The organism is Acetobacterium sp., from assembly GCF_036508315.1.
Classification (GTDB): domain Bacteria; phylum Bacillota; class Clostridia; order Eubacteriales; family Eubacteriaceae; genus Acetobacterium.
Genome location: NZ_DATCHP010000023.1, coordinates 1 through 14,434 on the forward strand (window position 1 = coordinate 1; position 14,434 = coordinate 14,434).

General features: G+C 36.3%; 11 protein-coding genes. 2 read left to right on the forward strand and 9 right to left on the reverse strand.

Features of this window, described 5'->3' with window-relative positions:
- Positions 1-117 precede the first annotated feature (117 nt).
- A complete protein-coding gene (locus VIK44_RS02525; protein ID WP_331552272.1) occupies positions 118-381 on the reverse strand; it encodes a hypothetical protein in 264 nt (87 codons plus the stop codon).
- 27 nt (positions 382-408) lie between these two features.
- Complete coding sequence (locus VIK44_RS02530) at positions 409-933, reverse strand: hypothetical protein (RefSeq protein WP_331552273.1); 525 nt, start codon at positions 931-933, stop codon at positions 409-411.
- Between the two features lie 727 nt (positions 934-1,660).
- Between VIK44_RS02530 and VIK44_RS02535 the strand changes: the two genes are divergently transcribed.
- Both VIK44_RS02535 and VIK44_RS02540 read left to right on the forward strand, forming a co-directional pair.
- Entirely contained in the window at positions 1,661-1,957 is a 297-nt protein-coding gene (locus VIK44_RS02535) for a helix-turn-helix transcriptional regulator (RefSeq protein WP_331552274.1), read from the forward strand.
- A gap of 132 nt (positions 1,958-2,089) precedes the next feature.
- Positions 2,090-2,704: a hypothetical protein gene (locus tag VIK44_RS02540; RefSeq protein WP_331552275.1), complete on the forward strand. Its 615-nt coding sequence runs from the start codon at positions 2,090-2,092 to the stop codon at positions 2,702-2,704.
- Positions 2,705-3,436: 732 nt separating this feature from the next.
- Here VIK44_RS02540 and VIK44_RS02545 read toward each other — a convergent pair.
- The 7 genes from VIK44_RS02545 to VIK44_RS02575 form a co-directional block, all read right to left on the reverse strand.
- Entirely contained in the window at positions 3,437-4,171 is a 735-nt protein-coding gene (locus tag VIK44_RS02545) for a hypothetical protein (RefSeq protein WP_331552276.1), read from the reverse strand.
- Between the two features lie 84 nt (positions 4,172-4,255).
- Positions 4,256-7,225: a type III restriction-modification system endonuclease gene (locus tag VIK44_RS02550; RefSeq protein WP_331552277.1), complete on the reverse strand. Its 2,970-nt coding sequence runs from the start codon at positions 7,223-7,225 to the stop codon at positions 4,256-4,258.
- A 15-nt stretch (positions 7,226-7,240) separates the two neighbouring features.
- Positions 7,241-9,106, reverse strand: coding sequence for a site-specific DNA-methyltransferase (locus tag VIK44_RS02555; protein WP_331552278.1), 1,866 nt, complete (start codon positions 9,104-9,106; stop codon positions 7,241-7,243).
- The gene (locus tag VIK44_RS02560; protein WP_331552279.1) at positions 9,103-9,831 is read right to left on the reverse strand and encodes a hypothetical protein; all 729 of its coding nucleotides are present in this window, start codon (positions 9,829-9,831) and stop codon (positions 9,103-9,105) included. The genes VIK44_RS02555 and VIK44_RS02560 overlap by 4 nt, the downstream gene beginning before the upstream one ends.
- Complete coding sequence (locus VIK44_RS02565; RefSeq protein WP_331552280.1) at positions 9,832-10,566, reverse strand: DUF4391 domain-containing protein; 735 nt, start codon at positions 10,564-10,566, stop codon at positions 9,832-9,834.
- Positions 10,567-10,592: 26 nt separating this feature from the next.
- Entirely contained in the window at positions 10,593-13,859 is a 3,267-nt protein-coding gene (locus VIK44_RS02570) for a helicase-related protein (protein WP_331552281.1), read from the reverse strand.
- Positions 13,859-14,434: DUF1016 domain-containing protein (locus tag VIK44_RS02575; RefSeq protein WP_331552282.1), on the reverse strand; the 576-nt coding region annotated here is incomplete at its 5' end. The genes VIK44_RS02575 and VIK44_RS02570, both read right to left, overlap by 1 nt.

The following is a 14,434-nucleotide window of genomic DNA, read 5'->3' on the forward strand; positions in this document are numbered from 1 at the left end:
CTTCCTTATATGTTAATTACTTAGTTATAATTATATATTATACCGTATATACTTGATTGGAACAATCGAAAAAAATATACTATACGATTTAATATAGTATCTAAACAATTAGTTTGATTATATAACTTTTACCCTATATAATGCCTGACCCACATCAATGAAGTGAACTTTAAGTTCTCCGGTGACAGTTGATATGTCCGGACTCACCGTGGTCGTATTGTCATCCTGAGGTGTTGTGTCATTGGTTGCAGGCTGGTTTGTTTCTGTCTGCTGAGGACTGATTGATGACGGGCTATTCTGGGCCGTACTTGAGCAGCCAGCCAGGCAGAAAATAAAGAGTATGCCCAGAAGCATCAGTACATATTTTTTCATATCTCGCATTTTAGTTCCCCCCCCAAACTGTATTCTTTAAATTCTCTCAAAATATTTTTTATACTCCATCAAGTTATCTTCAATTTTTTTCCAGATAACGACATTATCCATTTCTAATTCAAAGACTTTTCCATGTGATTTATAGGCATCTGTTTTCATCTGATAAAAGTTTCCTTTGAAATCTTTGACATAAGTACCTGGATATTTGTCTTCATCTCCACAACGTCTTTTGAGTTCTTTTAATGAAACGCAACCCATTTCATTTTCCACTTCAAAAAAAGCTTTTATTATTTTATGATTGGCTTGATTCGGTCTCATCGCCCATTTGGGTATTCTGATTTTTGCTTTTGGTAATTCATTTTTTATTATTTCAATATCTTTTAATGATTTCAAATTTGTCATTAATTTAGGATCTTTGACTGCTTTGGCAAAGCTGGTTGAGATATATTTCAGCATAAAATTTTCGATCATTTCATCAGAATTTTCATCGTTTAATCTCAATGCTATCTTAAATTTTTCAGCCACTTCAGGGACAACTGTTAAGTCATAAGCAATTTTCAAAATTCCACCTCCGTCAACTATATTCTCATTATATACTAATTCATTCAACTCCGTTAGTAAAAACATTTATCGATATATTTTTCTATAATGAGCTATCTGGACCCGGAAAAAGATCACGTGATCCATCCGGTTGGGTATTTTTAGATCGTACACAGAAGGGCATCCCAAGACAAATTTTTTTAAATTCTTAATGTACCCTACTTTGTTGAAAAGTAAACGTCAAATAAGGAATTAAAAAAACCTACAAAAAAAGCAGGCTAATGATTTTGAACTTTACAACGTTCCGGTAATGTTTCTGACTAGGGTATCAGCGAATCCAGCACACCCATGTCAAACAAAAAGTGGATTCAAGCCGCTCGCTCTGCCCGGCAGGGCAAGACGAATGCGAGACGCCTGAAGTAAATTTAGCCTTGACGCAGCGATAGCGGAGACCAGGGCGCAGGACTGACGGCAGTGAAGGCCAACACGAACAAAGCCCCGGGCGTTAGCCGGGGGCGTGGGTAGAGAGGGATAACGTATGGCAGGCACGGTGAGAGCGGAGCGGCCACCGTGCCAAGTGTTTATGGTAAGATATAAATGGTTATATCTTACTATAAACAATCTTACCATTTACAACGTTAGCAACGTCAATAGTTTTATCAACAATATGTTTGTATTTTCACTAACTTATTGTTGTTTTTGCCTAATTTTGATATAATAAAAAACATCTAATTAAGAAGGTGTTGCTATGTTTTCAAATAGACTTAAATATTTGTGTTCGACTGAAGATTTAACCCAAAGAGACCATGCTGCAAAGCTTGGTGTAACTAGCGACGCAATTGATATGTATGAGTCAGGGAAAAGATTTCATAATAATACTATTCTAAATAAAATTTCTGACTACCTCCTTGGGCGTACTGATGGCCCAATGCCAGTTCGTGACATCAACCGGGATCTTTACGATGAACACAGTTATACGGAAGAATTGGAAGCCTTTATGAAGGATCAGGCAACTACTGCCATGTTCCAGGATTACGGTGAATGAACCAAATAAGATAAGAAAAACTTACTGAATTTTTTAAAAGGTCAGAAGACTTTGAGAGAACAAAATAAAGAGAAATAAGACAGGCTTTATTTAAGTATACTTACTTGACTAAATATTTTTGAAGGAGTTAAAATGAGTAAAATTAAATCAATTGATAACTATATAGAGCAATGCAATACTAGTAATCTTAGTACCCTTAGAGAGGACACAGTAAATACAATTATCTCTGTATTTAACATAGAAATACCTAATATAGACGATGGTTTAACTGCATCGCTAAATACAAAAACATATAAATACGTTTCAACAGATCTCTTTGCTGATATAACTCTTTTGAAAGCAAAGTTAGAAAATTATAAACTCAACCTTCAAAGAGAAGACATAATCAGAACTGATAAATTAAAACAGTTAGAACTTCAACGCCAAATCATCTCTATTACTAATACTAATCAAAATGAGAACGCATCAAGTTCAAATGCTTCAGCTACAGCTTTCTTAACATTTACAATAAGCCAAACCATTGAAAACATAAATAAATTGCCAGAAAGTCTTTTAAGTAAAGAAGATTCAGTAGAGCTTAAAGAACTAATTTACTCCATTGAGGGAATGATTTCTGCAAAAGATACAGATGGAATTAAATCGAAGATTACAAAAGTTCTAGGGACCGTTGCAAATAAAGGATTTGATCTTTTTGTTGCCGTAGCACCATATCTGCTCCAAGCTTCAAGCTTTATTCCAACAGCATAAATTTTTAAACTATTTAACTGAAATGACAAAAATGACCAATGAGAATAAAATAAAGAGACCTAAAGCAGGATTTACTTGTACCTACTAACAGGTTTAAATAATTCTAAAGTTATGTCATAATTGTCCTAAATATTAAGGAGAGCAATCATGGATTTTACTTCAGCTTATTCATTTTTCATTAACAATCTTTTGAATATTTCGGGTGCAATTTTTATTATCGGAGCAGGCACAGAAGAGCGGAGCGGTCACCGTGCCAAGACCTGACGAACGTAAAGCCATCCAAAAAAGTAAGCCCTGGGCAATTCTTTCATTTCTAAAATTGCCGGGGCTTTGTTTGACGCTGCCGTTGAAAACCATTTCTAATTTGAAAGATGCTTTTGTTGTTTTATCTTCAAAATTTTAAATAAGATCGTTCAACTTCTGCAAATGGCCCTTAGCAGAAGTTGAAATTAAAATGCAGTCATGTACCTAAAAAATCCAAACTTCAAGAGCTCCGGAAACGATACAGATGAACTGTTCGGAAAACTTATCATGCGCATTTTCATGTTTATATAGTCACCAGTTTCCGCTTTTGATTCTCCAACATTTCTCAATTGAACCAATATTGGTAAGCTCCTGTGTTAAGTTATTAATAAATGCTTGGTTGTTTGCACGATTGAAGCTGTCCGGATCACCGTTTAATGCAAGGGCAGCAAAATAGTTTTCACTGAATCGAATATCAGTTATAATAAGTTAATAATTATCGGCGAAAAACTCCATAAAATCACGCCCGAATTTTGTTAACTGAGGCATATTTCTAGCCCTACTACCAATATCATCAAAGGAATTAGATGCTAAATGCCGTCTGTCTTCAGGATCTTTGAGGTGCTTATATATAGTAAGAACATCGTCTTCAGTACTACTAGCCAAAAGTCCTAAACTCAAGAGTTTTCTACCAATCATCTCAACTTGATCATTTTTAACACCGATTTTATCAATTGCTTTTTGGAAGCCTTCCTTCATGTTTGTTATTGGATCATTGTAAATTATTAACAATCCGAGATCAACTACTCTCAGACTATTTAAAGTATCATAATAAATTAAAACAAAGTCCTCTTTTGCATTTGGTATTGAAGCTAGGTTAATAAATCCATTAACAATATATTTTATTTTTTCTTCTTGTACTTCATCAAGTACAACATCTGAAACAATGCCAAAAAAATCAGTTCTAATTTTTTTGGCAGACTCCTCGTCTAACCTCAATACTTTATCTTCGAATTCATCTTGTCTAGTTTGCATTTCTTCCATAAATTTAACAAACATTTTTTCCTGTCTTTTTTGTTTATATGCAAGCATCATACTTGTCACACCAGGTACAATTGAACCGATAGCACCTTCAATAAACATAGAAGATATAATATCTACTGCTGGTTCTGCTGAAATATCAAAAATTTCATTTATACGTTCTTTTATTTTATCAATATTCATTATTAATTATCCCTTCGAATAGCCTTTATTCTTAAAATCTAACTTAAACAGAATTTTTTCTGATATTTTTTTTTCATTCAACTTTTACACACTCACAATAAACGTATCAAAATCGTCCACCTTATCAAACCCAATGCCATTATCCAATGCTTCAAAATGTGCTTTTCCACATTTGATTTTTCCAGCTTCCGTTGGCCTTAAAGAACCCTTTTTAATATCACCCTTTGTTTCAACCACAAAGTAAATTTTATGGACGCCATCTTTGTCAATGACAATGGCCCAGTCCGGATTATAGGTGCCCAATGGGGTTGGGATCTTGAACCAATCCGGTAACTTGGCATATAGTTTAATATGCTTGTTGTTTTCCATCTTCTCTGCAAAGGTTGCTTCAGTGCCACTATCATAAATTACGTAATCATAAATTGATTTATTGCTAGGGATCATATTTTTGGATAAATATCCGAAAAGTTCCTGACTTTCAAAAAGCTCCTGGGCAAAGAAAGCATCGTCTCCGATTTTTGTGTACTTAATCCCATCAACGATCATTAATTTCAGTTGGGAGGAAATAATGTCTGCGGTCTGTTCCATATATTTTTGAGGATTTTTTTTAAATAAAGGGATGGTATCGCTTTTTATTAAAATATCCACAATGGTTTTTCGTGTCAAATTGGTTTCATTCTGTAAATACGTAATAATATCCGGGAACATGTCGTTCTGATTATTCACGGTATAACCGATACGGTCCCGTTCTTCAACGATTATGCCACTTTGTCCGACATTAAGTATGGCCTTTGAGTAAATCAACTTTGGGGCTGTAATACTTAGGCTTTCTTTCAATTCTTTTATGCAGGTGTTGATTAAAATATCGCTGTCAAAATCAACCGAATAGGTGGTTTTGTATTTGATGCGCTCCCATAAGGTTTTAAATTCCGGATCTAGATAAACCGCTTTATTTAGCTTGATATTTTTCTTATTACTGTTATTTTTTATGTTGAGGCTGCTGCAGGCTTTTCTAGTTAATACTATGATCTCCGGTTTAATACTTTCATAGGCTATTGGTACATCCAAACTATTATTTTTAAGTGCCAGCTTTAGTGAATCCTGAACATTTCCGGTTTGATCGATATACCCCTGGGTTTCAAAATGACTGACAATAACTTCAGAGGCTGTCTGTCCCAAATACTTTGTACTGCCATTGGCCTGCTTTACTGGAATATTAGCAAAGGAATGACTTTCAATGACACCAAAACGAATGCCTTCTTCGTCCTCATATTCCTTCTGTAAATTCTTGGCAAAATCGTCATAGCTTTCATTGGCCATGACTGTCAGGGTATTAATGGCGAAGCCATGCTGGCGCTCGCCTTTTTGATTCACACAAAGACGAAGCCCGCGTCCGATTTCCTGGCGTTTTTTCACTTCTTTTTTTGTGTCATTTAAAGTACAGATTTGGAATACATTGGGATTATCCCAACCTTCTTTAAGGGTGGAATGGGAAAAAATAAAACGAAGTTTGGTATCAAAAGACAGCAATTTTTCTTTATCCTTCATGATTAAGTTATACGCGCTTTCATCTGCTATTGTGACACCGCTGGTGTCTTTCAAAACGCCCTTTTTATCAATGGAAAAATAGCCATCATGGACCTCGTTTGCGGCTGCCTGGAGATGTGGTGAACTCAATAAAGATTGATACTTGGGTTGCTTAATGAGGATCGAATAATGTTTTTCAAAAAGTTGTGCATAGATACCCTTCTGCTGACTACCATCGGAATCATATAAACGATAATTGGCAACCCGATCGATAAAAAACAAGCTTAAAACTTTAATTCCCTGTTTATTGAGTATCAATTCTTTTTCCAGATGTTCTTCAATGGTTTTTCGGATCTGGTGCTCTTTTATGATCAGGGGATCAACATCACCAATCCTTTCATTTATTCTCAGAATATCTGGCTGACTGGTAAAGGAAACATATTCATTGCCAGTTTCGCAATAAATCTCATTGACAATATAGCCTTCATAAACATCCCGGGAACCAGAAATTTCATAAAGATCGGTGTTTGTCACCGTAATAACTTCCCGATTGACCACGCCTTTTTTGTTTTTTTTGTCAATTTCGATGACTGCGGTTATGGGTGGGTTATTATTCACCGAAATCAGTTTTAAATAGGCCTTATTATGATAATCCTTTGTTTCAAAAGCGGCCACTTCAATCTGTTTAACCAATTCCAGGTTATAACTGTCCACCGCATCTAGTTTGTACACCTGGTTGTGCTTTTCCACATGGGTGGCGGAATAACGAAAAATACATAGTGGATTTAATGACTTGATGGCTTCCTTTGCTTTTACTGTTGAATCGACGGATTGCGGTTCATCGATAATCACAAAAGGTCTGGTTTCCTGGATGAGCTCTATGGGTTTCATACCATTTAATTTATCATTGGTTCGGTGAATGAGATTGGCTTTATTTTCCTTTTCAGGGTCGGCAAAACTTTTGCGAAAGGCATCAATATTAATGACCATGATTTCAATGTTATCACTGACGGCAAAGCTACGAACCTGTTCCAGCTTGCTGCTGTCATAAATAAAATAATTGTAAATGGTATTGTTGTATATGCCATTGAAATGATCCTTGGTGATTTTCAAGGATGTGTAAACCCCTTCCTTAATGGCCAGGCTAGGCACCACAATGATAAATTTTGTAAAGCCGTAATGTTTATTCATTTCAAAAACAGTACGCAAATAGACATAGGTTTTTCCGGTTCCAGTTTCCATTTCCACATCAAAATCATATGCATTATTTTTTAGTTTTTTCGTCTGGTTGAGACCATTTCTCAGTTGGATCTCTTTTAGATTATTAAGTATTTCTTCTTCATCCAGTTCCAGCTTGTTCCCTACCCCATTGGTGGTATCCAGCATACCAATTTGCTGGGAAAAAGTGGATACGGTAAAATTCGACTGCATCGGGGTTTGGCCTCTGAATAAATCAACAACCGAGGATATGGCATCATGCTGGTACTCTAAATTTTTATCAAATTGTAGTTTCAATTGTGGTTTCATTTTGCGCTTATCCTCCTATAATGTAATAAATTCATCAATCCCACCGCATTTTAAAATTTCTTTAATGTTGGTTTTATTACTGTCGGTTTTGAAGCCGTTGTCTTTAAATACCACCCGGGTAGTTTCGGAAGCTAATTTTTGAACTTTTTCCAAAATTCCCTTTGCAATACCGGTTGTGATGTCATTATCCAGGCAAATCAATAGGACCCCAAAGCCGATGGAATAGACTTTTTTTCCTTCGATAATGAATTCTTCCACAGAGTAGGTTAAATCCAGCCCAAACTTGAGCATGATTTCATAAACCACATCCAACTCGGTGCGATCATCTACGTAATTATTGATGGCATCCAAAAGGCTTACTTCAAGGTCATTCCCATATGGCTGCCATTTTCGGATATTGGAGGTATCCAGTTTTAAAACCTTAAAACCAATATCAAGGTTTTGTGCCAACAAACCTTTTTCTTCCTTTATTTTTTCCCCTGCCCGGCGGATCCGTTCTTTTCCGATTTCGCAGATATTATCGTAACCTGCCTTAGCAGCTTCGCTGTTTTTGTCCGTTGGTTCAGGAAGCTGAACCATAATGAATTTACGATTGCCTTGGTCTTCAGCGTTTAACTTCATGACTGCGTGGGCGGTAGTGGCAGAGCCGGAGAAAAAATCGATAATGATGTCATTGCTATTTATATTTGTTGAAATTTGCAAAATTCGGCTTATTAATGATACAGGTTTTGGTGTATCAAAAGGAGTTTTAGATTCAAATAATAAACTTAATTCCTTATTTGCTGCATCATTGTGACCTACTTCTGCAAATCCCCACCATGTAATTGGCACACGCCCTTGTTGAACTTCATTTAAATATCTTTTTATCTGCGGTGCACCTGTCCCTTCTTTTCCAAAATAAATTCTGTTCTCTTCAAGCCATTTCTTCATAGTATCTTTACTTGCTCGCCAACAACTCCCCTTAGGAGGCAGATACTCTTTATTCGTTTTCGGATTTAAAATTGGATACACACCACTCTGTGAAAATGATTTGACCAGTAAATCACCAGTTCGCCATAATCCTTTTCCATCTCCATCATCATTTTTATATGGTTTGTTTTGTTCGTTTGTACGTGGTAATAAATTGCGGTGAAATTCATTGCTTTTTTGAAAAGATACTATATAATCATGAGTTGTTGAAAACCCTTTAGAATCATTTGTAGCAGCATATTTTTTTTGCCAAACAACACATGCCACAAAATTATCTTCCCCAAAAATTTCATTGCAAATTTTTTTGAGGTTATCCACCTCATTATCGTCAATACTTATAAAGATAACACCGTCATCAGTCAACAGATTTCGTGCAAGACGTAAACGGGGGTACATCATATTCAGCCAGTCCGTATGATAGCGGCCACTGGTTTCGGTATTACTGCTGATATTTTTTCCTTCGCTATCGGTTTGTCCTGTAATAGCTTTATAGTTTTCGATGCTATCTTTAAAATTATCGGGATACACAAAATCCTTCCCAGTATTATAAGGGGGGTCTATGTAAATCATTTTCACTTTGCTGTGGTAGCTTTTCTGGAGCAGCTTTAACACTTCAAGGTTGTCCCCTTCAATATACAGGTTTTGAGTGGTATCCCAGTCTTTACTTTCCTCTTTACACGGGCGCAAGGTTCCAGTCGAAGGTGTTTGAGCCAATCGTAATGCCTGGCCTTTTCCGTTCCATGAAAAATTATAGCGTTCGGTAGAATCATCCACATAATCCCCAAGGTCTTGTTTTAATTTATCTAAATCAATTTTTCCGTCGGTTACGATATCCGGGAAAAGGTTCTTTAATTTTTCTATATTTTCCTGGGCTAAATCCGGGGTTTCTCCCGTTAGTATGGTTTCAATCATCTTTCGTACCCTCCTAAGGTTTTTATTAAAAGTTTCATCATAATACTTGTTTGCTCAATCACATATTCCATTTCATTTTCATTGACATTGTCGTTATGCTTAACATTGTGATTTTGAAAGTCGGTATAATATTTTATAATTGTTGGGACCATGTTTCTCAGTTCACACGATATATTTATTTCTTTTAGTCTTTGACCTATTTCAGCATTTTGATTTTCAAGACTCTTCTTATTTCCCAGTAAACCCTTTACCAAAAATTCAAAGGATAATCGCATATCATCAAGGGTATTTCGCTTGTAAATATCCCCCTCAAATTTTAGGAGTGCATTATTATACTGTTCCAAAGCTTCGGGGTAATCTTCTAACCAGTGTTTTGTTTTTTGAACTAACTCAGTTTCGCTGATTTTCTCTTTCGATAAATTTCCATACCTTGCAAAAAGTCGATGTTTTAATTCTGTAACAGGCTCAAAATCTTTAAAAATTGGCAACTCACAAAAATCTCTGATAATTGCAAATTGCTGTTCGTCTGAAAAAGCTAATAGATTTCTATTTAACGCTGTTCGTTTATTAGGCATATTCGTCTTAAAAGGATATGCGGCACATGGGATATTAACATTATATTCGACCGCATAATTTGAACAGTAACTTGCAATTTGAGAACCACTAAGACCGTTATTCGTATTTCCTAAAATATCAGTTGCGTAGACTAAAAATGCTCTATCCAATTATTGTTCTCCCTTCAGCATCTTATTTTTATTGGCTTCCATATTTTTTATTTTTATATTCAGTTCCATTTTTCGATTGAATTGATTTTCCTTTTTAAGGGCTGTGCGTAATGCTATTAAGTTTTGTTCCAGGGTATTAAGTTCTTCCAGAAATTCGCGAGCCGTATCCCCGGTCATTTGATTGGTGGTTTGGTTCGTTTTGTTTAATACCTGATTGGCACTAAAGATGCTGATAGCATCTACCAAATCCGTATAAAGATCATAATAATTGGTGAAGCGCATCTTTAGCAAATCGAATGATTTGAAAAATGCCGAATCATCTTTTAAAAATTCGGTATTTACAAAGGGTTCTAATGTGTTTTTACTAATATCTTTCTGATTTATCTGCTGGTGGGCTGTCCAAAAGGCTGTTTGATTGTCAAGACGAAAGACCAACACCACGGGATATGGAATGGTGCGCATGATAATTTCAGCAATTCTACTTAACTTTTTATCTTCTTTTAAGTCGACCTCAATGATCTCAATCTCTTCATATTCTCTGATGTCATCTTTATAAGGTTGAAGATTCAGGGTGTCGGGTTTTAAACAATAAAGCCAAGTTATTTTTTTAATGACCTCGGTAAATAGTTTTTTATCGGCCGCAGATAAGTCAGCATTTTCACTGAACTGTTTTTTAAAAATGCTGTTATTAACCGCACAGGACTTTGGTAAATTGAAATAAGCATACTTTTCCATTTTCTTCCCTCTTTCAAGACTTTCGGTTACTTCAGCACTAGAAATGTAATCAGTTCAAAATCTTCAATGCCATCAAAAAGTTCCTTCTGCATGGTGGTGCCGCCTTTGCTGAATAAGCTGGCCACTCCCACTTCCTGCTTCTTGCCAATGAGATTTTCAATGGCGGTTTCCAATAAATCAGAATAGTGATTCATTTTCAAGCCATCCGCTGTTTCTTGGTTGAATGCATCCACTATTTCGCGATAAACCTCATTGGAACCGGAACATAGTTTTTTACAATAGTCCAGTATTTTTTTTGCATGAATGAATGAGAAGCGCACCCCATTATCGGTGACGTAAACCATGTAATAAGGAAACAGTGCATTTTGTTCTTTTGTTTGATTGTGCCCTTTGATCTGCCTCAGTGTAAAAATAACACCAGGGGCAATTTCTTCCCGGAGGCTTTTGTCTATTTCCACCACGGCATACATGCCATTGGGTGCCTCATCCAGAAGTTTGCGGTTGTCTTGCATGTAACCCATGAGATCAATTTTAAAATCATTAAAGGTCAGATCCGTGATGGAGATTCCGCCAGAGATATCTTCTAAATCGACTACTTCATTTTGGAGCTTTTGCAATTGCTTGCGGCGATATTCCAGGTCTTTCATTTCCTTGTTATCATCGGCTTCAATGATATTTTCCTCACCGGTGGCTGATACATCCAGGAGTACCATTCGCCCACGAACCCGTTGCTGGAGATTGATATAGGCATCCAGGTCTTTGGTGGCCCAGAAGTTGACCAATTGAATGACATCATTCTGAGAACCAATCCGATCAATCCGACCAAAACGTTGGATAATACGCACCGGATTCCAGTGAATATCGTAGTTAATCAGATAGTCACAATCCTGTAGATTCTGTCCTTCAGAAATACAGTCGGTGGCAATCACCACATCAATAAAATGGGTGGCTTCCGGGAATATCTTTTCACATTCTTTTGATAAGGGTGAGAATAGCGTGAGAACCGTATTAAGATCTGAAATTTTGATGGTTTTTTTCAGGCTTTTACTGATTGGAAGGGTTGAGCGATTTTCCCCACTTCCAGTTACCAGTGCCGCATATATTCCCTGTTTTTCAAGATCATTGGCAATGTTTTCATATAAGTATTTTGCTGTATCTGAGAAAGCGGTAAAAATGAGAAGTTTTTTATTTTTGGGATTAATGGGGTTCTTAGTTTTATTTTCGATGAGGTCTTTTAATTTTAATAACTTAGCATCACGTTCCGGTGTAACGTTTATGGCTTCAAGATAGATTGTTTCCAGCTTGTCTCGATCAGCTGCTAAGTTTTGTCCCCATTTAATTAAATCCATATCCTGCAAGAGCACCTTCACATTGTTTCCAAACATCAGGTTTTCAAATTCAGGATCATCCAGGTCCATGTCGTTAATGTCCGTTTCCGGATTATAATCTGTGCCATGGTCGTTCACAATTTCGATGGTTTTATTTATTTTACCCAATATCTTTTCAATGGTTAAGGCAAAGGAATTAATGGAGCTTTCCATCCGTTTTAATAAACCAATACGCAAGAGACCCACCAGACTTAATTCTCGATCCACCTGGCGAAAGATGCTGTTACTACTTTGTCCAACCTGCATATCGTATTTCATTTCGTATGATCTGCGTTTTTCAGGAAGGACATACCCCAAAGGCGAATAGACGCACAGAGTAAGCTTTTTTATGAGCTTATTGATAGTTTCAATGGGCGGAAATTCGCCTTTGGTATCAATCACTGGGTAAATATTCTGTGGCGATAACCGTGTGGGAAATTTTCCGATTTCGTCCAAGTTATAATATTTTTCAATGTGCTTTCTTGACCGGGCAATGGTGATGGTATCAAGAAGCTTAAAGTAATCCAGGTTCATCATATCAACAAAGATATCGGTGGTTCTTTCCTCATCCGGTAATCCGGTCCATTTATTAAATACTGCCTGGGCCTGTTTTAAGATGAGTTCCAGGTTATTGAGTCCTACGCTTTCAAAGGCATTGTTTTTGCCTTCTGTGATAAACGCAATTTGATTCTTAATATCATTCATACGGTTGTTTACCGGCGTGGCTGATAACATCAGTACCTTTGTTTTAACACCTGATTTTATGATATCTTCCATGAGTCGTTCATAGCGGGTAATTTTTCCTTTTACCGGAGGGTTATTTCTAAAATTATGACTTTCATCAATGACAACCAGATCATAATTTGCCCAGTTTAGGGTACTTAAATTAACGCCTCCGGATAAGCCAGATGTTCGGCTTAGGTCAGTATGATTCAGTACATCATAATTAAATCGATCCTGTACGAATATATTGCGCTTATCGTTTTGGGTGTAAATGGTCCAGTTTTCCCGCAGCTTTTTTGGCACTAATACGAGAACGCGATCATTTCTGAGTTCATAATATTTAATGACCGCCAAAGCGGTGAATGTTTTACCTAAGCCCACACTGTCAGCAATGATGCATCCGTTGTATTTTTCGATTTTATCAATGGCTCCCATGGCGCCATCTTTTTGAAACTTATAGAGCTTGTTCCAAATCAATGTTTCCTTAAACCCGGTTTTACTTTTGATAATATTATCTTCGGTTAATTCATCCAGATACTGATTGAAAATATTATATAAAGTGATGAAATAAATAAATTCTGGTGTGTTTTCTTTATAAAGGACTTCCATTTGTTCAAGGACTTTTCCTTTTACATCTTCAACGGCGGTGGTGTCATTCCACAAATCATTAAAGGACTGTAAGAACGCGAATGTAAAATCTTTGCCATACATACAGAAATTACTATCAAGCCGATTGGATGGTGTTATGCCCAAGCCATCCGAGGTAAAATCTACGGTGCCATTGATTGAGAAAGCATCCGCGTCATTTTCACAGTATACCAATCGGGGTTGCGCTGGGTTGGAATTTTTCAAAGACTTAATTTCGGCTTTTTCAGAAAGCCAGGCCGCACATTCTTTTGCAATGGCAGCCTGTTTCATTTCATTTCTTAGTTTAATTTCATATTCATTTCCGGATACCATTTTTTCCTTGATATGGTCAATGTAAAATTCTCGAATTAACTCCCGATCTTTCTTAACAAATGTGGGTTCGGTGAAAATAAAACGCATATTATCAATCTTGTTGAGTTCTTTTTTGAGTTCCGCATAGGCATAAATAGTAAAATAGGCTGATATAATGGATAACTTCGAACCCTTTTTGAGTTCTTCTTTAAGCTCATCCACCACTTTATTTTTTTTATTATCCAATACTTTTGGTGTCTTCATTAGATACTTTCCTCTTTAATTGTGATTCTGGTTTCAATGTCCTTAATTGATGGGAGAATTTCCTCGAATTCAATGGGTAATTCCTGTATGAATTTATACTCACTCACGCCAATTGGCTTGGTCATATCTTTTAAGGCATATTCTGCAATCAGTTTATTTTTGTCCCGACACATAATTAAACCAATTGTTGGATTATCTGTTTTACTCTTCACTAAATCATCAACAGCTGATAAATAAAAATTCATTTTCCCTGCATATTCCGGTATAAACTTACCTGTTTTAAGTTCAATGACAAAATAGCATCTGAGCTTTAAATGATAGAACAGCAAATCGAGATAAAAATCTTCACCCGCCACTTCAAGATGATATTGATTTCCAACAAAAGCAAATCCAATTCCTAATTCCAGGAGCATATTGGTGATGTTTTTGATCAATGCCTTTTCGATTTCAGATTCCAACAAATTTTCTCGATACTCGATAAAATCAAAAACATAGGGATCTTTCATGGTTTGAACAGCCAGTTCGCTCTGTGGCAATGAAAGGACTTGATCAAAATTCTGGATTTTTTCGTTTGT